Here is a 26062-nt window from a genome sequence, read left to right as displayed (position 1 = left end):
GATAAAATAAGCCTTATTTTCAATATTCGTCTATTTTTTAAATGAAAGAGCCGTGATAGAAAAAGAAAAATCTTTGAAGAAAGAATTGCAGTTTTAAAAAGTATGCGTATTTTTGTAGCTGAAAAATGACTAAAAAAAACGTACGTTTTCATTAGTCATTTTAAACCCACCTCATATCTTTTTAAAAATCAACATTTTACATTCGATTTTGCGCTTAATTTACCCCCTAAAAAAGCCCCTTTACGCGTACATTATAGAAAATGATATATCACTATTAATCAACCTATTACGAAAACCTTAAAAGTGCCAAAAAACGCCTTTTTGCAAATAAACGCCGAAAACAGCCCTTTTTACCCCCTTTTCGAGGCGGATATTTATCCAAAAACACAGGCCGTCATTGTTTAAGACTTCGACACTTTAGTCTCAACAGCCGAAACTAAAGTTTCGTCCGGGGAAACTTTTGTTTCTTCGGCATGAAACTAAAGTTTCAAAGGAAGAAACTACATGAAACTAAAGTTTCAAACTTGGATTATGTTTGAAACATGAAACGGAGGTATGCAAAACAAGATCCGGCTAACTAACAGATATAATTTAGGCACGGATTTCCGTGCCTAAAAGATCGTGATAAAGGTGCTTGGATACACCTCTGTCTCCCTTTATATAAATAGGTAAGATACGAATCAGATTCTCGCAAGCGTCGTCACAATAAAATCCCACGTACGGGCAACAGACGGGATGCTTACTCGCTCGTCAGGAGAATGCGGATGCTCCAAGTCGGGGCCGATAGAGATCATGTCCATATCGGGATAGGATTCCTGGATGATACCGCATTCCAAGCCGGCATGCATAACCATTGCTTCCGGCTTCTTCCCGTACAGATCCAAATAAGCCTGCTGCATGATCTTCAGGATCGGCGAATCGATATTCGGCTGCCATCCGCCGTAACCATCCGAATATTCCACTTTTGCCCCAGCCAGAGAGAAAATACTTTCCAAGCTCGAACAAACCGCTTCCTTACGGCTCTCGGACGAACTGCGAACCAAAATCTGAATCTCGATCATTTCGTCCGATGACCTGACGATTGCCAGGTTGGTAGACGACTCGACCGTGCCCGGAAAATCCATCAGCATACTGATCACACCGTTCTGACAGCCCTCTATCGCATTGATCAGATCATCCTGGATCTCTTCCGGGATGAGAGTTGCCGGCATACCGGTCATTTCGGCCGTTAAATTAATATTGTGTTCAATGCCTTTATATTCGGAACGGTACATTTCCTGATAATCGGAAACAAGTTCCCAGAGAGCTTCCACATTGTCGCCCGGAATCGTCAGGACGGCAAAAGCCTCGCGCGGGATCGCGTTGCGCAACGAACCGCCGTCGACAGACGACAGGCGAGCCCCGTAATCGCGTACGGCTTCTTTCAAGAAACGGAACATCAGCTTATTCGCATTCGCACGTCCCAGATGGATATCCACACCGGAATGACCGCCTTTCAAGCCGGTCAGGCTGATCTTCACGGCAACATCGCCCTCCGGGATATAAGTATCTTCCTTAAATTGCATGGAGACATTCAGGTCAGCGCCGCCGGCACAACCGACAAACAGCTTGCCTTCTTCCTCCGAATCACAGTTCAACAGGATTTCCCCTTTCAGGAAACCCGGCTTCAAACCGACTGCCCCATCCATGCCCACTTCTTCGTTGATGGTGAAAAGAGCTTCCAGCGGACCATGCTTCAACGTCTTGTCCGCCAGGACAGCCATTGCAAAAGCGGCCCCCATGCCGTTATCGGCGCCCAATGTCGTTTCGCGGGCCTTCACCCAATCTCCCTCTATGTAAGCATCGATCGGATCGGTTAGGAAATCATGTTTTACCGAAGAGTTCTTCTGCGGAACCATATCGAGGTGGGACTGCATGGTCACGGTTTTGTGTCCTTCCATTCCCGGAGAAGCCGGTTTACGAATCAAAACGTTTCCCACTTCGTCCTGTAAGGTTTCCAATCCCAATCCTTTACCAAAAGCTACCATAAAACGGGTTACAGCCTCCATGTGTCCGGTCGGACGAGGGATTTGCGTAAGGTCATAGAAATAACCCCAGACTGGCTGCGGAGAAAGATTCTTGATTTCTGCTGACATAAATAAAACTGCGTTTTAATTGTCAATTGACAACCGGCAACTGACAATCAGGTTGATAATTAATGTTATATATCGAATGGGCAACCGGACATTCAATTGTCCATCGTCAATTGTCCATTGTCAATTCCTTTGTTTACAAAGGGCAGCGCCACCACACCGAACAATCCCGTAAGTCCGAGCCAGGCGGTTTGCACCGTATGCACCACCAGGGCGAAAGCCGCTGCATCGTTTTCCCTTACCCCGAAACACATCAAGGTGGCGATCACCATAAAATGCCACGGGCCGATACCGCCCTGAACGGGTACCGCCACGGCGATACTGCTCATCGTAAAGGCGATCAGACCGACCGTCACGCCCAGGTCACGGGTAAAGTCGAAAGCATAGAATGTGATGTAGAAATACAGGAAATATCCTGTCCAGATCAACAGTGTTTCAATCACGAAAAGACCTTTACGCTTCATCAGCCAGATGCTCTTCATTCCGTCCCAGACGTTCTGCAACATCGACTTTGCTTTCTTGACCAGCGTAAAGTTACTCATATATGTGAATATAAACCAAATTCCGGCAATAAAAATTACGCCTGCCACGTAAATCCATATCGAGTTGAACATAGACTGGAAACCCTCCAGCAACGCCGGGTTTTTCGCAAAGAAGCTGTGGAAGAAACCAAAATTGAAGATAATGATGGACATTGTGATCAGCCCGACCATGATGGTATCGCTCACACGGTCGACCAGCAGCGTTCCCAGCAGGCGGGTAAACGGGATCTTGTCATATTTGGTTATCATCCCGCAACGCCAGACCTCACCGACACGCGGCAGCACAAGGTTCACGGCGTAATTCCCCAGCACGGCATAAATCACATTGCTCGTCTTCACCTTATCACCCAGCGAACGGATCAGCAATCCCCAACGCAATCCCCGGATAATATTGGCTCCCAGGCCGAACAAAAGCGAAAAAAGAATAATCTCGTAGCGGACGCCTTTGCGAATGACATTCCAGATCTCGCCGATATCCATCTTACTGTACAGATACCAGAGAAGCAAACAACCGAAAGCAAGCGGGAGAATTATCTTGAGAAACGTGCGTAGAATTGCTTTAAAATCCATTATGCGTAGATGACTTTAAATTATTTGTTGTATTTTTGTACGCCTGCAAAGATAAGCATTATATTTAAATACGAACACATTACAGCAAAGAAGTGGATGAGATTAGTTAAGCCAAAGAAAGCGTTAGGACAACATTTCCTGAAAGATCTGCAAATAGCGGAACGCATTGCAGATACACTGTCCGATTACAAGCAGTTGCCTGTACTGGAAATTGGCCCTGGTATGGGCGTCCTCACCCAATTCTTACTGGAAAAAGGACACGATCTGACAGTAGTGGAGCTGGATATGGAATCGGTCGATTACCTGGAGCAGAACTTTCCCGCCTTGGAAGGCAAGATTCTGGCGGAAGACTTCCTGCGCCTGGATCTCGGCAAGCTGTTCCCGGACCGGTTTTGCGTGATCGGCAATTATCCTTATAATATATCCAGCCAGATATTTTTCAAAGTGCTCGATTACAAGGAGCATATTCCCTGCTGTTCGGGCATGATACAGAAAGAGGTGGCCGAACGCCTTGCCGCCGGTCCGGGCAGCAAGACATACGGCATCCTGAGCGTCCTGCTGCAAGCCTGGTACGAAGTGGAATACCTGTTTACGGTCAGCGAGAAAGTATTCGATCCGCCTCCAAAGGTCAAAAGCGCGGTGATACGGATGGTGCGGAATGACCGGAAATCGTTGGGATGCGACGAGAAGCTGTTCAAGACGGTCGTCAAAACCTCGTTCAACCAACGCCGCAAGACATTGCGCAACTCCATGAAACCCCTGTTAGGCAAGGATTGTCCCGACTATTTGCTTCCGATCTTCGACAAGCGGCCGGAACAGCTATCCGTAGAGCAGTTCGTGGAACTGACGCTGATAACGGAACGGAATTTAAAAGATTTATGATTTCAGATTTATGATTTATGACTTATGGAGCTTGTATTGTTTCATAAATCATAAATCATAAATCATAAATTCTCCAAAGCATGATTGAACTGACGAAAGAATATATAGACCATCTAAAAGACATCATCACGGAGAAGGATGATGCCAAGATCAAGGAGATACTGAACGAACTCTATCCGGCGGACATAGCCGAACTGTATCAGGAACTTAACCTGCAAGAGGCGATCTACCTCTATCTGCTGATGGATGGCGAAAAGGCTGCGGATGTCTTGATGGAACTGGACGAAGAAGACCGTCACAAGTTACTGAAGGAACTCCCGAACGAACTGATTGCCAAACGCTTCGTGGACAATATGGAGACCGACGACGCCGTAGACCTGATGCGTGAGTTGGACGAAGATACCCAGGAAGAGATTCTTTCGCACATCGAAGACGTAGAGCAGGCAGGCGATATCGTCGACCTGTTGAAATACGACGAAGACACCGCCGGTGGTTTGATGGGTACCGAAATGATCGTGGTGAACGAGAATTGGAGTATGCCCAAATGTATCGACGAGATGCGCAAGCAAGCCGAAGACATGGATGAAATCTATTACGTCTATGTAGTCGACGACGATGAACGCCTGCGCGGCGTCCTCCCTCTACAGAAGCTGATCACCAATCCTTCCGTCTCGAAGATCAAGCACGTGATGAAGAAAGACCCGATCTCCGTCCGCGACAGCGACAGTATCGAAGAGGTGACCGAGACGATCGAGAAGTATGACCTGGTCGCCCTGCCCGTTATCGACAGCATCGGGCGCCTCGTCGGACGTATCACCATCGACGACGTCATGGATGAAGTCCGCGAACAGCACGAACGTGACTACCAGTTGGCATCCGGTATCTCGCAGGATGTGGAAACTTCGGATAACGTCTTCACCCAAACGGCCGCCCGCCTTCCCTGGCTCCTGATCGGCATGATAGGCGGAATCGGCAACTCCCTGATCTTAGGAAATTTCGAAGGGAATTTTGCCGTCAACCCCAAGATGGCGCTGTTTATCCCGCTGATCGGCGGGACAGGCGGAAATGTCGGTATCCAGTCTTCCGCCATCGTGGTGCAAGGTCTGGCCAACAACAGTCTGAAAGAGGGGAACATTCTGCCCCAGATATTGAAGGAGTCTGTCGTTTCGCTGATTAACGCCAGCATCATCAGCCTGGTCGTGTTCATCTATAATTTCTTTATGTTAGGCGACAGAGGCATCACCGCTTCGGTTTCCTTAAGCCTGTTTGCGGTCGTGATGTTCGCCAGTATCTTCGGGACACTGGTCCCCATGACGCTCGATAAACTGAAGATCGATCCCGCTTTGGCCACCGGGCCGTTTATCACGATTACAAACGACATCATCGGCATGATGATCTACATGTTCATTGCTTCGGCGCTGGCGGGATAGTTAAATCTTATATGTTGTAGAACATATCTCTTGCAAAGGTGTTATCTTTGCAGCGGTTATCTAAAAGACAGTAAGAACATGCTAATAGAAGCATTTTACATCCTCTTCTTCTATTTCACAGGAGAGTTTATCAGTTATTTTATCGACGGATTTATCCCGGGCAGCGTGATTGGGATGGTGTTGTTATTCCTGGCGTTAGTATTCAAGGCCGTCAAGCCGGACAAAGTGAAGAAGCTCTCCACGCTTCTGACCGAAAACATGGGGTTGTTTTTCCTGCCGGCAGGTGTGGGACTGATGGATTCGCTCGGCATCATCTCCCGGCATTGGGTGGTGATCGTAACAGCCTCAGTTGTCAGCACCCTGCTCGTAATTGCCAGCGTGGCGCTCATCCAGCAAAAGTTAGGAAAGGAGACGGACGGGAATGAATGACTTAGTACAATCGGAAGTCTTTTCGCTGACTTTGGTGATCGGTACTTATCTGGCTGCTCTGGCTTTGTATGCGAAGACGCGTATCAGCCTGTTGCACCCGCTTATCACCTCCATATTTGTCATTATCGTTGTCCTGAAAGCGATGGATATCGAATACGAATCGTTTCAGAAAGGCAGCCACCTGATCCATTTCCTGTTGGGGCCGTCGGTCGTGGCATTGGGATATGTACTGTATGAGCAGATCCAATACCTGAAAGGGAATGTGATTTCGATCCTGACGTCCGTCTTTGTCGGAGCGATTGTCGGGATTGTCAGCGTTATAGCGATCGGCAAACTGATGGGAGCAGATGCCGCGTTGGTCGCCACGCTCGAACCGAAGTCAGTCACGACACCGATAGCGATAGGCATTGCCGAGAAGTCCGGCGGCATTCCTTCCCTGACAGCCGTCATCGTAGTGGCGGTCGGAATATTCGGCAGCATCGCCGGACCGTTCGTGATGAAAGTGTTGGGCATTGAAAGCCGCATAGCCAAAGGGTTGGCATTGGGCGCCTCTTCGCACGGGGTAGGCACTTCCGTCGCGATCCGGATCGGCGCGGTGGAAGGGGCTTTGAGCGGACTCGCCATCGGCCTGATGGGGATCATGACGGCTATCCTCGTCCCGGCTATCAGCTTTGTTATCTCGCTTTTTTAGCCGGCCTGCCATCACGGACTTGACCGGGGAACGCATTCCGCCTTTGCGCACCCTCATCATATCAAACTGATTTGCAATCTATTTCCAAATAAAAATACAGAAGTTTATTGTTACTTTAAGAGGAAAACACTACTTTTGCACCCGAAATCCATCACGAAATAAATTAACAATATAATATAAAGCACATTAGTATGATTAATTCACAGGACATCAAGAAAGGAACATGTATCCGTCTGGACGGTAAACTCTATTTCTGCGTCGATTTTCTTCACGTAAAACCGGGAAAAGGTAACACGATTATGCGTACAACCCTGAAAGACGTTGTAAAAGGCGGTCAGATCGAACGTCGTTTCAACATCGGTGAAAAGTTGGAAGATGTACGCGTAGAACGTCGCCCGTACCAGTACACATATCAGGAAGGCGAACACTATCACTTCATGAACCAGGAAACTTTCGACGATATCATCATCGACAAAGACCTGATCAATGGTGTGGACTTCATGATCGAAGGCCAGATCGTAGACGTTGTCTCAGACGCTTCGACAGAAACGGTCCTGTTCGCAGACATGCCTGTAAAAGTACAGTTGAAAGTAACTTACACGGAGCCGGGTATCAAAGGCGATACGGCAACCAACACATTGAAACCTGCAACAGTAGAATCAGGCGCCGAAGTACGCGTTCCGTTGTTCATTGAAGAAGGTGAAATCATCGAAATCAATACACAGGACGGTTCTTATGTAGGACGTATCCGGTAAAATTCATGATTTATGATTTATGATTTATGTTGTCAACGTATAAATCATAAATCATAAATCTAAAATCCCCCAAAACTCTCTTGCTATGAAAATAAAAGAATGGGCAGAAGAAGACCGCCCACGCGAAAAAATGTTATTGAAAGGTATTGCTTCCCTTAGCGATGCCGAATTACTTGCCATCCTGATCGGCTCCGGCAACAGCCGGGAAACCGCAGTCCAACTGTCACAACGTATTCTGTATTCCGTCAATAACAATCTGAATGCCTTAGGCAAATTGTCCGTCAAAGAGCTGATGTCAAAGTTCAAAGGCATCGGTCAAGTCAAAGCGATCATCATCAATGCCGCCCTCGAACTTGGGAAACGGCGCGGCGACAGCGATCCGGTCCAACGTCCGGCCATCCGGTCCAGCCAAGACGCTTACCGGCTTTTCCATCCTTTGCTCTGCGACCTCCCCCACGAAGAATTATGGATCGCACTGACGAACCGTTCTTCCCTGGTAATCGAAAAGGTCAAGATCAGCCAGGGCGGGACAAGCGAGACATCCGCCGACCTCCGCATCATCCTGAAAGCGGCGATCAACGCCCTTGCGGCAGGCATCATCGTCTGCCATAACCATCCTTCGGGCAACACCCGTCCCAGCCGGCAGGACGACCAACTGACGCAACGCCTCCGGGACGCCGCCCGCTTGGTTGAAATACAATTGTTGGACCATATTGTCCTGGCCGATGGCGACTATTTCAGCTATTCGGATGAAGGAAGGCTTTGAGGAACTGAAGGCGAGCCGCATATTCCCGTGGAGAACCTAATCCAAAGAGGCGAGCCGTTGAAGACAAGCGGCTTCGCCTTCGTTGACAGAAAGAATAAGCCGGGCACTTCCGATCCGCCTATTCCGGAGGGGATTGGTCCAACACCCCCATGTAGCCGCCTCCAACACCCGGGTCTATGGAGCGTAAGATCCGGGTGTTGGAAGTAGCGACATGGGGGTGTTGACAAATTCTCTCCGGCTTCGGTCTTAGATAGAGTGAAGAGGATTTGGAAAAAACATAATAATAAGTAGCCCCACCCCATCTACTGAATTTTGGTGTGATTGCCCAGACAAGAATATACGACTACCGGGAATTGAAAATTATTTAGTATGTTTGCATTCAAATTAAAGAAAGATGAACAACGAATTCCTCCAAACAGAAGAAGCGATTGTCGCCATGCTTAAAACCGTGTACGACCCGGAAATCCCGGTTAACGTCTACGATCTTGGCCTGATCTACAATATAGAGGTGGACGATGAGAAGAACGTCCGCATCGATATGACCCTCACCGCCCCCAACTGCCCTGCTGCCGATTTCATACTGGAAGATGTCCGGATGAAGATCGAATCTGTCGACGGTGTGAACAACGTGGAAGTAAACCTTGTTTTCGAACCGGAATGGGACAAGGACATGATGTCCGAAGAAGCCAAACTGGAATTAGGTTTTTTATAGAAACATGGATTCCCTTCGAAAGAAAATATATTTTGCGTCGGACGCCCACCTGGGGGCCCGTTTCCATAAAGATCCCCTTGCCGTCGAGAAGAGACTGGTACGCTGGCTGGACAGCATCAAGGACGAGGCAATGGCGATCTATTTCCTGGGGGATATGTTCGACTATTGGTATGAGTATAAATATGTCGTACCGAAAGGTTTCGTCCGTTTCCTCGGTAAACTGGCGGAACTATCCGACAACGGGGTGGAGATCCATATCTTCATCGGCAATCACGACATCTGGATGTTCGACTATCTTCCGAAGGAGATCGGTGCGGTCATCCACCGGGATGTGCTCACCGTAGACCTTTTAGGCAAACGGTTCTTCCTCGGACATGGCGACGAGGTGGACTATCGAAGCAAGGCGTTCCGCTTCCTCCGCGCCCTCTTCCGCAATAAATTCTGCCAATGGCTGTATGCGGGCATCCATCCCCGCTGGACGTTCGGCTTCGCCCTCGGCTGGTCGCTCAGCAGCCGCAAAAGCGGACTGAAAAAACATAAGACAAGCGAGGCTGCCGAATACCTGGGCGAAGACCACGAATATATGGTCCTCTTTGCAAAAGAATACCTCAAAACGCACCCGGACATCCACTTCTTCATCTTCGGACACCGCCATATCATGCTCGACCTGATGCTCTCACGGACCGCACGGCTCCTGATTGCAGGCGACTGGATGCGACACTTCTCCTATATCGTCTGGGACGGGGAGACACTGTATATGGAGCAGTTCGAAACAGAGTAAAAAAGACTGCCCCAACCGATGTCGGGGCAGTCTAAACACTAATCCTAATGTTTTGTAAGCTGTGAGGATTAGAATAATTATTATTTACCTAATATATCCATCGTATCGGCAGCGATCATGTATTCTTCGTCTGTCGGAACCACGATGATCGTGACCTTGCTGTCCGGTGTGCTGATGACCATTTCTTCACCCCGCATACCCTCGTTCTTTTCTACGTCGATCTTCATGCCCATGTATTCCATGTTTTCACAAACGACACGGCGTGTCGCCCACTGGTTTTCCCCGACACCACCGGTCCATACCAGGATATCGCAACCGCCCATGGCAGCAGCATAGGCACCGATATATTTCTTGATACGGTAGTTATAAACGTCCAATGTCATAATAGCCCGTTCGTCTCCCGCAGCTACCGCATTTTCCAGATCACGCATGTCGGAAGAACCGCCTACCAAACCGGCAACACCGCTCTTCTTGTTGATCAAATCCGACAAGCCGTGGCCGTCCAAGCCTTCCTTATCCATAATGAAAGACAGAGCACCGGCGTCTACGTCACCGCAACGGGTACCCATCAGCAGACCTTCAACCGGGGTCAGCCCCATAGAAGTATCCACGCATTTGCCGTGGTCTACGGCAGCGATGGAACCACCGTTGCCTACATGGGCCGTAATGATCTTCTGTTCTTCATAAGGGACACCCAGGATTTCGCAAGCGCGACGGGAAACATAGCGGTGGCTTGTTCCGTGGAAACCGTAGCGGCGCACACCGTATTTCGTGTACATTTCATACGGCAAACCGTACATATAAGCCTTGGCCGGCATTGTCTGGTGGAAAGCCGTGTCGAACACAGCCACCTGGGGAATACCCGGAATCAACGCTTCCATAGCATCGATACCCTTCAGGTTAGCCGGGTTATGCAGCGGAGCCAGATCGGAACATTCGATTACCTTGTTGATCACATCCTGGTCGATCTTCACGCTGGAAGCGAACTTTTCACCACCATGTACCACGCGGTGGCCGACAGCGTCGATTTCGTTATAATCCTTGATGCAACCGTATGTCTTGTCGGTCAGGATGCTCAGGATAAATTCAATCCCTTCCTTGTGGCCGGGAATCTCTTTTTCCAAAACGACTTTCTTACCGTCTTTGTCGGTCAGTTTCAGGAATGCACCCGGCAGACCGATCTTTTCGATACCTCCCTGTGCCATTACTTCACCGGACGTCATATCGAACAATTTATATTTAATCGAACTGCTACCGCAGTTTAATACTAATACTTTCATGTTTGTAGTGTATGTTATTCGTTATTATTTCTTTGCAGCTTTCAGACCGATCGACTGGTTACAGGCAATCGCTACCATCTTATAGACATCGTCAACGGAACAACCGCGTGACAGGTCGTTAACCGGAGCAGCCATCCCCTGCAGGATAGGGCCTACAGCTTCTGCACCACCTAAACGCTGCACCAGCTTATAAGCGATATTACCTACTTCCAGAGTCGGGAATACCAAAACGTTAGCCTGTCCGGCCACATCGCTGCCCGGAGCTTTCAATGAAGCGACTTTTTCAACCAAAGCGGCATCGGCCTGCAATTCTCCGTCGACCTTCAGGTCCGGAGCCATTTCTTTTGCCAGACGGGTAGCTTCGACAACCTTGTCGACCATCTCGTGAGAGGCACTGCCTTTGGTGGAGAAACTCAACATGGCGACACGCGGTTCCATACCTACGATATCGCGAGCCGTAGCAGCCGTGGCGATCGCGATACTTGCCAGTTCGGGTGCTGTCGGATTCGGCATTACGGCGCAGTCGGCAAATACCAGGATACCTTCTTTACCATACTGCGGAGTCTTTGTAAACATCAGGAACGCACCTGAAACGCAGCTCATGCTCGGAGCCGTCTTGATAATCTGTAAAGCGGGACGCAACACGTTACCGGTCGTGTTCTGTGCACCTGCGATTTCACCGTCGGCATCGCCGGATTTGATCATCAGGCAAGCAAGAAACAAAGGATCTTCTACTAAAACGGCAGCCTTTTCGGGAGTCATACCCTTTTTCTGGCGCAACTGGAAAAGCAGGTCTGCGTAAGCGGCTTTCTTTTCGTGATTCTTCGGATCGATAATAGTAGCTTGTCCAATGTGGTTCAACCCGTACTGGGCAGCCAGGCTGTTGATTTCAGCGGGGTCGCCGATCAGGATAATGTCTGCAACTTCGTCGGCCACTAAACGGTCGGCAGCTTTCAATGTTCTTTCTTCTGTTCCTTCAGGAAGAACGATACGCTGTTTGTTTGCTTTAGCGCGTGCAATAATCTCTTGCATTAAGTCCATAGCGGAAGATCTGTTTTTATTATATTGTTAGTTAGATATCACGATAATCGGGTACAAAAGTAGGCAAAATGCAATATAGAGTTTGCAAAATCAGTAAAAGATTTACAAGCGGGTCTATCAGTTTCAGAACATTTAACAATAATTTGTTACTTCCTTCTCCCCTGACAGGATTTGTTGCAATTCTTCTGCCGTAACATTCACTTCGATTTTACCGTTATGGGCGACCGATATCTTCCCGCGTTCTTCCGAAACGATGATTACCAGAGCATCCGTTTCGAGCGACATACCTAAGCCGGAACGATGGCGCAGCCCCATATCTTTCGGCAGATTGGCGTTCTGGGCAACCGGAAGGATGCAGCCGGCAGCCTTGATACGGTTGTCGGCGATAATCATGGCGCCGTCATGCAAAGGGCTGTTCTTGAAGAAGATATTCTCGATCAGGCGGGCATTGACATCAGCGTTGAACATTTCACCGGTATGCTCATAAACGGTCAGATCGACATCCTGCTGGATGCAGATCAGCGCCCCCGTCTTTTTCTTCGCCATATTCATGCAAGCCAGGACAACCGGAGCAATGAACTTCCCTTCGTTCTCCTTGTCGTGGTTCTTTTTCGAAAATATTTTCCCCAGGAACTTCCATCCCCTGTGCGAACCGAGCGCCACCAGGAAACGGCGTATCTCATCCTGGAACAAAATCACCAGCACGAGAAAGCCGACACTGATAAACTTGTCGAGTATCGCTCCCATCAGGCGCATCTCCAATACCTGGGAAACCAGAATCCAGACAATGATAAACGAGACAACCCCACTGAAGATGGCCAGCGTACCGGAATTCTTCATCAGCTTATATGTCTGGTACAGGAAGAAAGCTACCAGTAAGACATCGATCAGGTCTTTTATTCCGAAATTCATCCACATAATATTAACAGTTGAAAGTTGAAAGTTGAAAGTTGAAAGTTTTTGAGACGAGTTTGACTGCTTCTACTGCGGCTTTTACGTCATGGACACGAAGGATATCCGCCCCATTCAACAAAGCGATCGTGTTCAGGACGGTCGTCCCGTTCAAGCTGTCGGCAGGTGTTCCGCCCAGATATTTATAGATCATGCTCTTGCGGGAAACACCGACAAGCAAAGGCAAACCGAATTCTTTAAACTCGCACAGATGGCCCATTAACGTATAATTCTGGTCCACCGTCTTGCTGAAACCGAAACCGGGGTCCAGTATAATATCGTTCACTCCCAATAGACGAAGCTGGCGGACTTTTCTGGCAAAGTAGAGCATAATCTCCTCCATCAGATCCGCATAACCGGTATGTTGCTGCATCGTCTGGGGAGTTCCGCGCATATGCATCATTATATAAGGTACATGCAAACGGGCAACCGTCCCGAACATCTCAGCATCCAACTCGCCCCCCGAAATATCATTGATTATCGCCACACCGTATTCTTCGACGCAACGACGGGCCACATCCGCCCGGAAAGTATCGACAGACAGGACCGCATCCGGATAGTGCGTATTCAGTATCTTCAAGGCAAAAGCCAGACGTCTCATCTCCTCTTCCGGCGAGACCTCTGCGGCATCGGGACGGGAAGAATAGCCTCCGAGGTCGATGATCTGCCCTCCCTCGGACAAAATCGCCTGTATGCGCTCTTCAATGGCAGCTTCCGTCTGTTTCCGGCTGTCGGCATAAAAAGAGTCGGGAGTGACATTCAGAATCCCCATCACCAGCGGAGTATCGAGCGAGGTAAGCGTTCCTCTAATATTGAGCGTTTTATGTAACATTCTTATTTTTTCTTTCCGACAAAGATAAAGGTAAATACATTAAATCACTACATTTGCGCGAAATAACTCTCATAGAAATTATAAAGGAGAAAAGACGATGACTATTCCTGAGCTATATGAATTGTTCATACACAATCCGAAAGTGACAACCGACAGCCGTAACTGTCCTCGCGGTTCGATTTTCTTTGCCTTGAAAGGGGATAAATTCGACGGAAACCAATATGCGGAAAAGGCGCTGGCTTCCGGTTGCGTATATGCCGTAATCGACAATCCGGATTATTTTACCGGAGATCGTACGATCCTTGTGGACAACGTACTGACGACCTTGCAGCAATTGGCACACCGCCACCGTAAAGTGATCGGCTGCCCGATTATCGGTATCACCGGGACAAACGGAAAGACAACGACCAAAGAGCTGTTGGCTGCCGTCCTGTCTACCAAATACAACCTTCTTTACACCGAAGGCAACCTGAACAACCATATCGGGGTGCCTCTCACCTTGCTCCGCCTGACGCACGACCACGAAATGGCCGTGATCGAAATGGGAGCCAGCCATCCGGGGGATATCAAAGAGCTGGTCGACATCGCACAGCCGAACTACGGGATTATCACCAATGTCGGACGTGCCCATCTGGAAGGTTTCGGTTCTTTCGAGGGCGTGATCAAAACAAAAGGTGAATTATACGACTATTTGCGCCGTACGAAAGGCAAGATATTCATCAACCAGGACAATAAATATCTGACAGATATCGCCAAAGGGATCGAGCCGGTCACATACGGTTCCGATGAGACGGCTTTTGCCTGGGGATGCGTGGTCAGCAGCAATCCTTACCTGACTTTCGAATGGAAACAGCAGGGTAAAATCCACACGGTGGAAACCCGTCTGATCGGCAGTTACAATCTGGACAATGCGTTGGCTGCCGTTGCCGTAGGCCGTTTCTTTAAGATTCCGGCCGAACGCATCAGCCGTGCCATTGCCGCTTACGAACCGACCAACAACCGTTCACAACTGAAAAAGACTGAAAACAACGAACTGATCATCGACGCCTACAACGCAAATCCGAGCAGCATGAAAGTCGCCTTAGACAATTTCGCCACAATGCCTGTCTCGCCCAAAGCCCTCATCTTAGGCGATATGCGCGAATTAGGCCCTGCAAGCGACGAACTCCATGCCGAAGTCATAGCCCGGATCAAGGAAGGCAACTACGACAAAGTATTCCTGTGTGGCGAACATTTCCAAAAAGCCGCCGGAAAAAACTTCACCACGTATGCCACAACAGAAGAACTGATCGAAGCCTTGCGCAAAAAACCTCTGAAAGGGTATCATGTGCTGATAAAGGGATCGCATGGGATGGCGCTGGAGAAAACGATAGAAGTGTTATGACAGCAGGATTTTCATCCTACTGTCATAACTAACACACAAAAGAAGCAGACATTCAGTACAGTTACCCGATTTTTTCAAATAATAATCGAACCTCCTTCTTGGAGCACATCCCGAACATTTACGGCTGAAACATCTTTGATCTTTTTACCCTGTTTCCACGCCAAATATGAAGCGACTCCTGCCGCTTCTCCTACCTGATTCATATTAACCATCACTCTGATGCCCGAATAAGCCACAATAGAAGCATCTATCATTCTACCGGCAAGCATCACATTATCATATTTCTTAGGTATTAAAGAACGAAGAGGAACTTGATAGAAGGTAGGATTCACTTCTGTTTTTTCCCTCCACCTTCCTACTTGATCCGGGAAACCCGGCCTGCTATAAATCTCCGTGCCATCCAAATGTCTGAAGGTCAACCCCGGCTTATCTTGATGATGGAGATCAAAGACATAACTGCCATTGGCTATGGCATCTTCAAAACGACGCCCATACAAAGCATCTTCATCACTTGTTTGATAAAGACATTCGACATGCCTCGTTTCCCGTATGCCGATGTAAGAGGGCAAAGTCACCAAACGAGGGATATTCCCGCCCTTTCCATATTTCCTCATCATATCCATAATAGCACGGATTTGCCGCCGGCCTTCCATTTCCGCCTTTGTCAAATTTCCGGCCGCCGAACAGTCCGCTCCATATACCCGTGTTCCGGCAAACATGAAAACATGAGTGTTCGGCAGATATACTCCCCAAGCCGTTCCGGAAGGTATATTGAATTCAGCACCATGTTCCTTCAACACACTTTCATATAGCCCAAGATCCAATCCTTCCAAATGTGCACAAACCGTCGGAGGCTGTAGCAATTCGAATGTATAGGTTTTCAACCCCAAACGATAGCACAAATCTCCATCACCGGTCGCATCTATAAAATATTCCGCCTTTATTATCCCTCTTCCCGATTTTCCATCGACTATCACACCCGTCAGATTTCCATCGTCGTTCAAACACGGTTCGGAAAACAATGTATGAAGATGAGGATGAATACCCGATTCCAGCACTAATTCATCCAATTCTATTTTGAGTTCCTGCGAATTGAGTCTATATGCCGAACTCGGATTCGGATTCCGCTCCACCGCATCGCGTTCGCTCAAACGATCGATAACCTCCTGAGTCAAGCCGGCAATGATCCGCTGTGTCTTTCCGACATCATACAACGAATGCCAAACATTCACCAACGAATTAGTCGCCACCCCTCCAAAGGCATTTTGCTTTTCAACAACAGCAACCGTTGCCCCTAAACGTGCCGCCCTCACAGCTGCAAATACACCAGTACAACTGCCTCCGAGCACACATATGTCCACGTCATCGAATACCGGTAAATCGACCTTTGCTTCACCTTCCGCACAAGAAGGCAAAACGCCGGTCATGCCCATTCCTATACAACCTTTCCATATATTATCCAGAAACTTTCTCCTCGAATGCGAACTCATTTCTATATCTTATTTTGAATTAAAAACTTACAACTACTTTTCCAACAAGAGGATCAAACCTCCCCGCCCCATAATCTCGCAAGGTTTCTGAAAAGACAAACTACCTTTCCATTGTACCTCCCGGATCTCCGGCAGCAGACAAGAAGAAGGTTTGAATCCAAGCAACTCCTCATCAAACGAAAGATGGGCTGTTTGAGGCAAATCCGTCCAATTCGCCAATACGACCAATGCCCTGTCATCTTTCACATAGGCTGTGGCAATTATACTTTCATTTCCTGTTTTTACCGGACATCGTTCATCCCAATATCCTCTCAAACGAGCATCCTTCATTCCGAATTCATCCCAAAGTTTCCATAAAGGAACCGGATTCCCGCTCCACGGCAAACGAGGGAGCATCCCATACACCATCCCACGAAACACATTACGGGCATCCAATGTCTCACTCATCAATCCGAAAGGAATACCGGACATCTCCACCAACCAGAAATCGGGAGTATTATAGAATCCGAATCCTTCGCCTATCCAAGTACGATCCACATAAGGCAACAACTCCAGATAAAGATGCAAAGAATTGGCATAACCGGCCCACTGGTTCATGTGGTTCCACGAATGCATGTCGATCAATCGACGTTTTCCATCCGCATCCATGACACGACGTGCACGCTGCATCGTCTGATGGTCCAACGCACTATCATCTATGTAAATGCCATCCAATCCCAAATTCTTGATCATCCAGTCCAATCCCTCCAGATAATAATTATTCCATCGGGAATCCGGAGTCGTTATAACCGAAATATCCATATCGCCTGCATATTTGCCTTCCTTAAATGCATTATACCAAGCCGGAATAAAATGAGTTTTAAGATTCTTGTTCAGCCATTCATGCGGGCCGTTTCGATGAATCAAAGTCCGGGTTTCCGGTCCCGGACCGTCATGAATCACCTCCGTGCCCAAGCTACGCAATGCCCACAATTCAGGAATCTTCACCGTCAGTTCACGAGTGGTATAATACAGCCGGACATCCAGTTCTTTCTGGTGAGCTTTCGCAATAAACTGTTTCAAATCAGGTATGGCATCGTCATAATAAGGATAATTGATAAACGGATATATATCTTTTTTATGATGGACATTTACCATATCGGCTCCAGCCTGCAAAGCTGCCGGAATATATCCGGCACTGACATCGCTATTGGAATGATAAAAATGTTTTTCTGCCAGTTCTTTCAAATTAAGCGGTTTAACAGGAGTCACCAACATATTGAAATTATAATGCAAAGTTTCCCCCTTCCGCATCAGGCGTTCGCCACTGTACGCATTCAACAAGACACATCCGTTTTCTTCCGGAATAATATCAATACCACCTTTATTTGAATTCCCCCACGACTCCGGCAAATTCAATTTGCCTAAAGCATAATAAATATTGACCAACGGCCGGACATAATTTTCGTCCTTAAAGCAAAAGTTCAAACCGGCATTCACATTTCCCATCCATATCTTATCCTGATGATTATCCGTATTCCATTGCCAACGAATCAAAGAATCCGGTCTAAAACCACCTTTATGGCCCAATCCCATCATATACTTGGCGGCATAAGACGTATAAGGCACTTCCAAACGCATGTCTTTTACCTTCACATCATTCAACGCCTTTACTTCTATCTTATAATTCGCCAAACCGTCAAAACCGAAATTACCAGTACAAATCAGTTGAAAATTACGGCTTCTGCTGTTGACCGTCCAACTGGCGGAAGCCCGGTTCCGTTCCGTAATCCGTATCGATCCGGTTTTCCAATTTTCTTTACCTTGCTGCGTTTCTATGACAAATGTCATTTCCTCAGCCAACAAGGCATTATTAATGGAAGCAGATAACTGATTATCGGAATCATAATGCGTAGAAATAGATCGGGGCAACCCGGCATCCGACAAAGCCATTGTCCCTCCCAACCAGGAAATGGTATGCTTTTCCATTTTAACCGGAATATAGGGAGAAGTAGGTTCGGGCAAATTTCCGATGGAGGAATCCAACCAACGCAAACGCGACTTTCTCCAACCCTGGGCATCACCTTTGTCGTCTATCGTCCGGCCTTTCACTTGCAATTCACAAGCGATCTTGACAGGCTGGGCATGAGCAGGCTGTATAAGCACAAACCCTTTATACACGCCTGACGCATCTGTCGGGATATCACCTCCCATCCATAATGCTTGTACATCCCCTTTATTTACATTTACTTGCTTTTTAAACGATTTCCCATACGTGTCCGTCCCTCCCGAATTAAAACAACGGAATGCCGAAGCGGGAATCTTGTCCCCCCTTTCATTTTTCCAGTCGGAAAAAGAGACCGAAACATCAGAGAGCGTTTTATAAGGAGCAAATATCCCGACCTGCCAAGTATAGAACTCACCGGGACGACAATCTCCGCTCAATTTTGTCCGCAAGACAGCCGGACGATCCATCCAACGTTGAGGAATAGCATCCGTCATGCGAATGTCATGCATTCGGTCTTCCGTAAAACAGAAATAACCGGAAACCGGATTCTCCCGCATCAATGCTTCCACCGCCTCAGAAGATGCCTTCTGACGCATCTCGCTATTTTCCTCCTCTACCACCGCGCCTTGTCTTTTCAAGTCGTCAAAAGCATTCGTCACCTCCTCCTGGGCCTGCACCAGACAAGAAAGAGACAAAAACACCCCAATAAACAGATTCCATTTGAAATGCATCCACATAATCAAAACAGTTCTTATACTTTCAAAAATATTTTATGCTTATAAAGCAACCACAATATCCCATAAATGACCAGAACCGTCGACAACTTGATCAAACAAGCATATCCATCTCCCATATATTGTTCCAAACCACGGAAAAGAGAACGACCGATACAACTGAAATCAACCACGTTGGCCAACATATAAGCCACAATCGAGTTCATGCCGTACACCTTCAGCCATGATAAATATTTCTTATGTCCTTTATAGTCGATCCAATAATAGAACAATCCCATCAAAAGGAAGCAATAACCGCTACTGACCAAAACCATCGAACTCGTCCATATCTTTTTGATAACCGGCAATTGCAATCCCCATAGCCAACCCGAAGCTACCATAGCTGCACCGATTCCCAGCAGCCACTGCCATTTACGCTTTTGGTCCATCTTGCTCTTCAATATTTGTCCGGCAAACACTCCTGTCAATACCGTCACGACAAAATTAAGGCTACTCCATATCCAGGTGTACCGGTAAACGTCAGAAAACACGACTTGCCCGTTATCCACGACAGCTCCGTCACGGAAACGTCCCAAAACCATCCGGTCTATCCATTCCGCCAAGTTTGCCTCTTTGGTATAATCACCACCTCCATACCCGTCAACGGATACGAACTGCATCCCCAACCAATAAGCGATCAACAGGGCAAACGCCGTCATAACCTGCACGGACGGCCGTACATGGAGAAACAACAAAGCAGAAATCAAATAGCCTGTTGCTATCGACTGCAACGTGTTCGAATACAGATAAATCCTATTCGGATCCAATCCTAACAGATTTCCCTGGCACATCATCCCGAAAATCCAAAGCAAAAGTACACGCTTGAGTATACGTCGATAAACCGCCCACTTATCCGGAACATCTTTATAACGCGACAACGAAAACGGCATCGAAACACCTGCCATGAACATGAATAGCGGCATGACCAAATCCCAAGGAGAAAAACCTTCCCACGCCACATGCGAAAAATTCCACAAGAAAGAATCATACCATGAAGTTGCAATAACCGGTCTCAACGAATGCAAAATTCCGCACAAGCCCACAAGGCAAAACAAGTCGAAACCGCGTAAAACATCAAGAGATTCCAAACGTTTATAATTCGTATCCATAAATTTATATATCAATAAATTGATTGTCATTGGGCGGCAATGAAGAAATCGCCGCCCAAAAGATCATATAACCACAACAGTATTACATATAGTCCGGATCCTGCAACAAGACACCTTGCTGAATATCAATCTGTGTCTGTGGCAACGGCCAATACCTTCTATTTATCGAATAGGACACTCCCTGCATGAAATCGCGGAATTTCGAATCACGTGCAATAAAGTCATTCAATACTTCATTATCAATATTCCAACGTCTCAAATCAAAGAACCGATGTCCTTCCGTGGCAAATTCCAGCTGGATCTCAGTTCTGACCGCTTTCCAAGCCTGTTCCTGAGAAGAAAAAGCGACATGGCCCGCCGGATAGGGTTCCGTCTTATAATTAGCCGCAGGCTGTTCCCAGTCCACTACCAACTCGGTATCTTCCGCAAAATTAGTAGACAGGCAACGTCCCATTACCGGCGTACTCGTCTTTACACGATTGCGTATCATATTCACTAACTCGCGAGCCTTTTCCAAATCTCCGTCGACCACAGCACACTCAGCTCTCCACAAAATCACATGAGAATAACGATATATTCTGTAATTTCGGTTATTATTAAAACCATTCCATAATTGTTGATCCTTTGTCGCTTCGAAATGCATATACTTTTTTGTCATATAAGGACCTGCAAACGTTTGGGAGCGGATCCAATCCGCTCCCGGATGGATACCCCATCCGAGAAAATCAACGCCCCGACGAGAAACCGTCCAATCCAAACGCAAATCGACTGCTTGGTCACTCGGTGTATAATCCTCCGCACTGGATATCCCCATATCGCTTTTCAAAGTCGGTCTATTCACTACATCCAAATAAGGTAAGCCTTCGGATGTAACCTGAAAAGCATCCACCAACGACTGTGAAGGTTGGAAAAATCCCCATCCTCCGGAAGCCGGACCTTTTTGATGCATACATGGTCCCTGCATCCCCAGCGTAATGGCACTCGAACCACTTGAAGAAGCCTGGAACTCAAAGATAGATTCTTCATTATTTTCGGTCCGTTCATCAAAGTTATCGAAGAAATTATCAACCAATCTAAATCGGCCACTGTTGATAATCTGATCCAGCAAAGCTTTCGCCTCCGCATACTCGCCTTGGAACAAATGGGCATGCGCCTTGGTCGCCATCGCAGCATATCTGGTCGCACGACCCGGTTCATTCGGAAACGATTCCGGCAGGTTATCGATAGCAAACTGCAAGTCCGTTTCGATCTCATCCCAGCCAGCATCTTTGTTCGGCGTATTTACCGGATCAAAATCGACTTCATACTGCGCTTTAATATATGGAATGTTCTTGAATACTTTATTTGCCTGGAAATGATACCACGCTCTCAAGAATTTCGCTTCACCTTCCACTTGTCTGGCACGCTCCTGCTTCAACGGATAACTGCCACTTTGCGCACCATGCAGAAACTGCAATACCTGATTGGCACGAGAAACTCCATCATAGCAAGAACGCCATCTTTCCGTCACACATTCGTTATCCGGCATCGTTGAGTATTGTTCAACTGCATTCATCGCCATATTGTCGCCCGGTTCGGAACCTTTATAGGCCTCGTCCGAAGCACAACTACCAAAAACCCAGTCTGCACCTAACGCGCCTCCAAAACGATCGATCCCGTCCAAGTCCGCATAAGCGCCGACCAATATAGCCTCAACTCCCTGTTCGCTTTCCAAAGCAACCCCGGCAGTTGAAGCCGGAGGTTGTTTATCCAAAAAATCACTGCAGGAAGATGACAAAGCCATGCATCCCGTTAACAACGCTATTTTTATTGATGCAACTATATTTTTCATAATTTATATCCAATTCTTTTAACAAGTTAATCGACTAAAAACCTAAACTTACACCGAACAGCACCTGTCTCGGAGTCGGCCATGAACCGGAATCGATACCTAAATTCTTCGCAGCATCTATTCCAGTACCCTTCATATTGATTTCCGGATCCAATCCAGAATACTTCGTCAACGTAAATACGTTAGAAACTTGAGCAAACACGCGTAAATTAGTAATTCCAGGCTGTTTCAACAAACGAGCGAAATCATATCCCAACATCAAATTACGCAAGCGTAAAAAAGAAGCGTCTTCGATAAACGCAGTAGAGGGAACCTGGCTCTCCGTATCATTCGACTCTGCTATCGGAAGTTTTGCCTTCGAGTTATCCGACAGATAAGGACTGCCCCATGAATTATACAGACGATCATAACCGCGTCCGCCGCTGAACAAAGAATAGTCCGTAAAGCGTTTCAGGAAATTCACAGCCTTGTTTCCATAGCTTCCATAGAACTGCCCGCTCAAATCAAATCCCTTATACTCGATCGTGAAGTTCAAACCACCGACAAATTTAGGATGAGGAGAACCGATATAGGTTCTGTCATATTCATTGATCACCCCGTCAGGAGTTCCGTCCGGTCCACTGATATCCCGATATTTGTAATGTCCGGGCTTATTATAAGAGCCGTTGCTACCGAAAGCCGTAGGCCAAGCAGCCGCCTCTTCCGCCGTCTGGAAAATACCATCTACAACATAACCGTAGAATTCCGGAAACGAAGTGCCTTTTTCAGCACGTGTATAAAATTGGTTTTCAAAACTGCCTCCGTTCAATGTTTCATCTTCTTCTCCCGACAGATCCACAATCTCGTTTTTATAATGAGAAATGCTGGCATTCAGACTATACCGCAATTCATTACCTAAAGCCGTTCCGTTGTAACCGATTTCAAAGTCGATACCTTTATTCTTCATTTTTCCTACATTCACATAAGGAGCCGAAATATCACCCATTACCATCGGTATCGCTTTCGGGAAAAGCATATCTTTCGTGTTACGTTTCCAGATATCCAACCCGACAGACAGATGATCGAACAAAGTCGCGTCAAAACCGAAGTTGGACGTATGCGTCGTTTCCCATTTCACATTCATATTTCCAAATGTGGACTGATAGAAACCAAACTGTCCTTCCGTATTATTGGCTCCGGCTATATCATAATAAGAACCCCAGTTATTCATACCGAACTGAGAGAAACTATTATAGTTACCGATCCGGTCATTACCCGTCACGCCATAGCCGCCACGGAGTTTCAAGGAGGTCAGCCAGTAGCGTGTCGGCTTCATGAACTCTTCATTCGAAACGCGCCAACCCAAAGAAAATGCCGGGAATGTACCATATTTGTTGTTTCCACCAAAACGGGAAGAGCCGTCACGCCTGATCACACCTTCGAAAAGATATTTGTCATCATACGAATAATTCACCCGGCCGAATACAGAGAACAAACTCCATTCGGAAATATTACCATAGTTCGTTCTACCGGAAGACCCCGTGTTCAGTTCGATATAGAGCGGATCCTTGAACATATAGTCGGAACGACCGGCAGTCACGAATGTATAAATGTTGGCAATCGCTTCCGTTCCGACCAGAACCGTGAAATCATGAGCACCGATCTGCTTCGAATAATCTGCCGTATTCGTCCAGTTCCACTGTTTCGTATAAGATTCTTCACGAGTCAGTTGGTCTACAGAAGTTCTTTCCGCCCATCCTAAATCTACATAATCAATATTCTTATAATCTGTAAATGAATAAACAAAACCGAAAAGAGATTTGAGATTCAATCCTGAAATCGGAGAAATCTTGACAAACGCGTTTCCATTGGCAGCCATTGTCTTCCGCCTGTCATAACGATCATTATACAACAATCCTACCGGGTTCCTCGCATTGCCGGTATCACCGCCGACTCTTGTTCCTGCAAAATTACCTCCGATGTCATATACCGGAATAATCGGCTGCATACGATATGCCTGAGAAACAACGGAACTCTGTGAATTATTAGCCATATTGCCATAGGTTTCCGAATAAGTCACACCCAGATTTTCACCGATCTGCAACCACTTCGTCACGTCCGAAACGATATTGGACTGCAAATTATAGCGGTCCATTCCAGTCCATTTCAAGACACCTTCCTGTTTCAAATAACCGGACTGAAAAGCATACATCGTGTTTTCACTACCTCCGCTTATATCGACCGACACGTCATGATACTGTGCCGTACGTTCGATTTCCTTCGCCCAATTCGTCCCTTGTTTGTTCGCTTTCGTGATCAAATAAGTGTCTGTTCCATCCTGGTTGATCATCTTGTCGTCATACAGGCTTTCATCCACATTCACCCCTCTGTTCGGGAAAATATAGTCAGGAATGTCCGGAGTCGCTCCCGAACCGTACAGAGGATGAGAATAATTGGCAATACCTTCATTCTTGGCCTGTAGCCAAAGCATTTCACCATATTCTTGAGTGTTCAACATTTTATAATGACTGGTACTCTGCACAAAACCGGAACGCAAATTGACAGAAATATGTGCCTTCTGGTTTTTCTTACCGCTTTTTGTCGTAACAAGGATGACGCCATTAGCCGCCCTTGTTCCATAAATAGCCTGTGAAGCAGCATCTTTCAATATTGTGATTGTTTCGATATTATTCGGATTGACCTTTCCGTCAGGCACGCCATCGACAATCCAAAGAGGACGGCTGTCATTGATCGTACCGATACCACGGATCAGGATGGTCGGTTCCGCACCCGGCGTATTCGACTGTAATGTGGTCACACCGGCTACATTCTTAAGAGCATCACCGGCATTCGTGATCGCCAGTTTCTGGATTTCATCCGCCTTCACTGTAGAAACGGCCCCCGTTATCTCACCGGCCTTACGAGTGCCATAACCGACAACCACCACTTCGTTCAGCGCCTGACTGTCTTCCGACATTACAATGTTCAGTACATTACCTGTCACGACATGCGTCTGTGGTTCAAATCCAATATAAGAAATGACAACAGAAGCATTAGGCTGGACTTCCAAAGAGAAACGTCCTTCTTGATCCGTTATCGTTCCGTTTGTCGTACCTTTCTCCACAACATTCGCTCCGATGATCGGTTCACCATTTTCATCACACACTTTTCCTTTCAGCAACTTGCGTGCCTGTTGTTTTTCGGATATTTTATGGACCAACGTTATATAATTATTCTCAAACCGCCAGCCCACATTCGTATCTCCAAACACATTATCCAAACAATCGGCGACTTTCAGCGATCCCTTCTTCAGTGAAACTATCTTATCTATATCAATATCCTGATTACGAAACACGACCAAATAATCGGTCTGCGCTTCGATCTCGCTTATCAATTGACGAATAGTCATACTGCTTTCCGTTATTTTAACTTTTGCATCTTGCGCTCCTGCACCGACTGCCATCAGTTGGAAAACACATACAAACAAAAGGAAAAATGATATTTTCATAATCCTAAAAAAATATTTAATGCTAATATTATGTGTAATAAAAGGCCACAACAAAGTTTTTCTTTTCATATCTTTGTTCCATTATTTTAAAGTGAATACTAAAATTTACGACTTGTGTTTGCTTTAACTCCGGCGGCAGTTGTTGGTAGCTTCTGCCGCTTTTGTTTTCTTTTTTTACTGTTCCATCCCCATAGGCTTATCCGTTTT

At 46.9% G+C, this 26062-nt stretch carries 20 protein-coding genes; 9 read left to right on the top strand and 11 right to left on the bottom strand.

Going from position 1 to position 26062, the window contains the following annotated elements:
• Window positions 1–680: 680 nt before the first annotated feature.
• Window positions 681–2135, bottom strand: coding sequence for an aminoacyl-histidine dipeptidase (locus RDN79_RS12810; RefSeq protein WP_298546391.1), 1455 nt, complete (start codon window positions 2133–2135; stop codon window positions 681–683).
• Window positions 2136–2227: 92 nt separating this feature from the next.
• On the bottom strand, window positions 2228–3244 hold the full coding sequence (locus tag RDN79_RS12805; protein ID WP_298546393.1) for a lysylphosphatidylglycerol synthase transmembrane domain-containing protein: 1017 nt from the start codon (window positions 3242–3244) through the stop codon (window positions 2228–2230).
• A 96-nt stretch (window positions 3245–3340) separates the two neighbouring features.
• On the opposite strand from RDN79_RS12805, the gene rsmA reads away from it, so the two are divergent.
• The 8 genes from rsmA (at window position 3341) to RDN79_RS12765 (ending at window position 9690) form a co-directional block, all read left to right on the top strand.
• Entirely contained in the window at window positions 3341–4126 is a 786-nt protein-coding gene (gene rsmA / locus RDN79_RS12800; RefSeq protein ID WP_298546395.1) for a 16S rRNA (adenine(1518)-N(6)/adenine(1519)-N(6))-dimethyltransferase RsmA, read from the top strand.
• An 80-nt stretch (window positions 4127–4206) separates the two neighbouring features.
• On the top strand, window positions 4207–5556 hold the full coding sequence (gene mgtE, locus RDN79_RS12795; RefSeq protein WP_298546397.1) for a magnesium transporter: 1350 nt from the start codon (window positions 4207–4209) through the stop codon (window positions 5554–5556).
• A 78-nt stretch (window positions 5557–5634) separates the two neighbouring features.
• Entirely contained in the window at window positions 5635–5985 is a 351-nt protein-coding gene (locus tag RDN79_RS12790; RefSeq protein ID WP_298546399.1) for a CidA/LrgA family protein, read from the top strand.
• The gene (locus RDN79_RS12785; RefSeq protein WP_298546400.1) at window positions 5978–6676 is read left to right on the top strand and encodes an LrgB family protein; all 699 of its coding nucleotides are present in this window, start codon (window positions 5978–5980) and stop codon (window positions 6674–6676) included. Before RDN79_RS12790 ends, RDN79_RS12785 begins: the two co-directional genes overlap by 8 nt.
• Before the next feature lie 191 nt (window positions 6677–6867).
• Window positions 6868–7431, top strand: a complete 564-nt coding sequence (gene efp / locus RDN79_RS12780) for an elongation factor P (protein ID WP_298546402.1) — start codon at window positions 6868–6870, stop codon at window positions 7429–7431.
• Window positions 7432–7516: 85 nt separating this feature from the next.
• Complete coding sequence (gene radC, locus RDN79_RS12775; RefSeq protein WP_298546404.1) at window positions 7517–8197, top strand: DNA repair protein RadC; 681 nt, start codon at window positions 7517–7519, stop codon at window positions 8195–8197.
• 394 nt (window positions 8198–8591) lie between these two features.
• A complete protein-coding gene (locus tag RDN79_RS12770; protein ID WP_008146258.1) occupies window positions 8592–8909 on the top strand; it encodes an SUF system Fe-S cluster assembly protein in 318 nt (105 codons plus the stop codon).
• A gap of 4 nt (window positions 8910–8913) precedes the next feature.
• Window positions 8914–9690, top strand: a complete 777-nt coding sequence (locus RDN79_RS12765; protein WP_298546411.1) for a UDP-2,3-diacylglucosamine diphosphatase — start codon at window positions 8914–8916, stop codon at window positions 9688–9690.
• Window positions 9691–9770: 80 nt separating this feature from the next.
• On the opposite strand, the gene RDN79_RS12760 is transcribed toward RDN79_RS12765, so the two are convergent.
• The 4 genes from RDN79_RS12760 to folP all read right to left on the bottom strand — a co-directional run bounded on the left by RDN79_RS12760 (window position 9771) and on the right by folP (window position 13794).
• A complete protein-coding gene (locus RDN79_RS12760; protein WP_298546413.1) occupies window positions 9771–10970 on the bottom strand; it encodes an acetate/propionate family kinase in 1200 nt (399 codons plus the stop codon).
• Between the two features lie 24 nt (window positions 10971–10994).
• Window positions 10995–12011, bottom strand: a complete 1017-nt coding sequence (gene pta / locus RDN79_RS12755; protein WP_298546415.1) for a phosphate acetyltransferase — start codon at window positions 12009–12011, stop codon at window positions 10995–10997.
• A 132-nt stretch (window positions 12012–12143) separates the two neighbouring features.
• Entirely contained in the window at window positions 12144–12929 is a 786-nt protein-coding gene (cdaA, locus tag RDN79_RS12750) for a diadenylate cyclase CdaA (protein WP_298546417.1), read from the bottom strand.
• 4 nt (window positions 12930–12933) lie between these two features.
• A complete protein-coding gene (folP, locus tag RDN79_RS12745; protein ID WP_298546419.1) occupies window positions 12934–13794 on the bottom strand; it encodes a dihydropteroate synthase in 861 nt (286 codons plus the stop codon).
• 97 nt (window positions 13795–13891) lie between these two features.
• Here folP and murF point away from each other — a divergent pair, with 97 nt between their 5' ends.
• Window positions 13892–15178: a UDP-N-acetylmuramoyl-tripeptide--D-alanyl-D-alanine ligase gene (murF, locus tag RDN79_RS12740; RefSeq protein ID WP_298546421.1), complete on the top strand. Its 1287-nt coding sequence runs from the start codon at window positions 13892–13894 to the stop codon at window positions 15176–15178.
• A gap of 74 nt (window positions 15179–15252) precedes the next feature.
• Here murF and RDN79_RS12735 read toward each other — a convergent pair whose 3' ends face one another.
• The 5 genes from RDN79_RS12735 to RDN79_RS12715 form a co-directional block, all read right to left on the bottom strand.
• Complete coding sequence (locus RDN79_RS12735; protein WP_298546423.1) at window positions 15253–16668, bottom strand: FAD-dependent oxidoreductase; 1416 nt, start codon at window positions 16666–16668, stop codon at window positions 15253–15255.
• A gap of 33 nt (window positions 16669–16701) precedes the next feature.
• Window positions 16702–19392 carry a glycoside hydrolase domain-containing protein gene (locus RDN79_RS12730; protein ID WP_298546425.1) on the bottom strand — a complete coding sequence of 897 codons (2691 nt, stop codon included), beginning with the start codon at window positions 19390–19392 and terminating at the stop codon, window positions 16702–16704.
• A gap of 14 nt (window positions 19393–19406) precedes the next feature.
• Window positions 19407–20537, bottom strand: a complete 1131-nt coding sequence (locus RDN79_RS12725) for an acyltransferase family protein (RefSeq protein ID WP_298546427.1) — start codon at window positions 20535–20537, stop codon at window positions 19407–19409.
• Between the two features lie 82 nt (window positions 20538–20619).
• On the bottom strand, window positions 20620–22368 hold the full coding sequence (locus RDN79_RS12720) for a RagB/SusD family nutrient uptake outer membrane protein (protein WP_298546429.1): 1749 nt from the start codon (window positions 22366–22368) through the stop codon (window positions 20620–20622).
• Window positions 22369–22402: 34 nt separating this feature from the next.
• A complete protein-coding gene (locus RDN79_RS12715) occupies window positions 22403–25855 on the bottom strand; it encodes a TonB-dependent receptor (RefSeq protein ID WP_298546431.1) in 3453 nt (1150 codons plus the stop codon).
• Window positions 25856–26062 lie beyond the last annotated feature (207 nt).

It is taken from the genome of uncultured Parabacteroides sp. (assembly GCF_902493135.1).
GTDB lineage: Bacteria > Bacteroidota > Bacteroidia > Bacteroidales > Tannerellaceae > Parabacteroides.
Note: the sequence above shows the minus strand (reverse complement) of the source record. Positions and strands in the feature narration are given on the sequence as shown.

What these genes read in the sequence shown, in the direction of transcription:
- RDN79_RS12810 (WP_298546391.1), bottom strand. Translation starts at nt 2,135, where the DNA reads ATGTCAGCAGAAATCAAGAATCTTTCTCCGCAGCCAGTCTGGGGTTAT.
- RDN79_RS12805 (WP_298546393.1), bottom strand. Translation starts at nt 3,244, where the DNA reads ATGGATTTTAAAGCAATTCTACGCACGTTTCTCAAGATAATTCTCCCG.
- rsmA (WP_298546395.1), top strand. Translation starts at nt 3,341, where the DNA reads ATGAGATTAGTTAAGCCAAAGAAAGCGTTAGGACAACATTTCCTGAAA.
- mgtE (WP_298546397.1), top strand. Translation starts at nt 4,207, where the DNA reads ATGATTGAACTGACGAAAGAATATATAGACCATCTAAAAGACATCATC.
- RDN79_RS12790 (WP_298546399.1), top strand. Translation starts at nt 5,635, where the DNA reads ATGCTAATAGAAGCATTTTACATCCTCTTCTTCTATTTCACAGGAGAG.
- RDN79_RS12785 (WP_298546400.1), top strand. Translation starts at nt 5,978, where the DNA reads ATGAATGACTTAGTACAATCGGAAGTCTTTTCGCTGACTTTGGTGATC.
- efp (WP_298546402.1), top strand. Translation starts at nt 6,868, where the DNA reads ATGATTAATTCACAGGACATCAAGAAAGGAACATGTATCCGTCTGGAC.
- radC (WP_298546404.1), top strand. Translation starts at nt 7,517, where the DNA reads ATGAAAATAAAAGAATGGGCAGAAGAAGACCGCCCACGCGAAAAAATG.
- RDN79_RS12770 (WP_008146258.1), top strand. Translation starts at nt 8,592, where the DNA reads ATGAACAACGAATTCCTCCAAACAGAAGAAGCGATTGTCGCCATGCTT.
- RDN79_RS12765 (WP_298546411.1), top strand. Translation starts at nt 8,914, where the DNA reads ATGGATTCCCTTCGAAAGAAAATATATTTTGCGTCGGACGCCCACCTG.
- RDN79_RS12760 (WP_298546413.1), bottom strand. Translation starts at nt 10,970, where the DNA reads ATGAAAGTATTAGTATTAAACTGCGGTAGCAGTTCGATTAAATATAAA.
- pta (WP_298546415.1), bottom strand. Translation starts at nt 12,011, where the DNA reads ATGGACTTAATGCAAGAGATTATTGCACGCGCTAAAGCAAACAAACAG.
- cdaA (WP_298546417.1), bottom strand. Translation starts at nt 12,929, where the DNA reads ATGTGGATGAATTTCGGAATAAAAGACCTGATCGATGTCTTACTGGTA.
- folP (WP_298546419.1), bottom strand. Translation starts at nt 13,794, where the DNA reads ATGTTACATAAAACGCTCAATATTAGAGGAACGCTTACCTCGCTCGAT.
- murF (WP_298546421.1), top strand. Translation starts at nt 13,892, where the DNA reads ATGACTATTCCTGAGCTATATGAATTGTTCATACACAATCCGAAAGTG.
- RDN79_RS12735 (WP_298546423.1), bottom strand. Translation starts at nt 16,668, where the DNA reads ATGAGTTCGCATTCGAGGAGAAAGTTTCTGGATAATATATGGAAAGGT.
- RDN79_RS12730 (WP_298546425.1), bottom strand. Translation starts at nt 19,392, where the DNA reads ATGTGGATGCATTTCAAATGGAATCTGTTTATTGGGGTGTTTTTGTCT.
- RDN79_RS12725 (WP_298546427.1), bottom strand. Translation starts at nt 20,537, where the DNA reads ATGGATACGAATTATAAACGTTTGGAATCTCTTGATGTTTTACGCGGT.
- RDN79_RS12720 (WP_298546429.1), bottom strand. Translation starts at nt 22,368, where the DNA reads ATGAAAAATATAGTTGCATCAATAAAAATAGCGTTGTTAACGGGATGC.
- RDN79_RS12715 (WP_298546431.1), bottom strand. Translation starts at nt 25,855, where the DNA reads ATGAAAATATCATTTTTCCTTTTGTTTGTATGTGTTTTCCAACTGATG.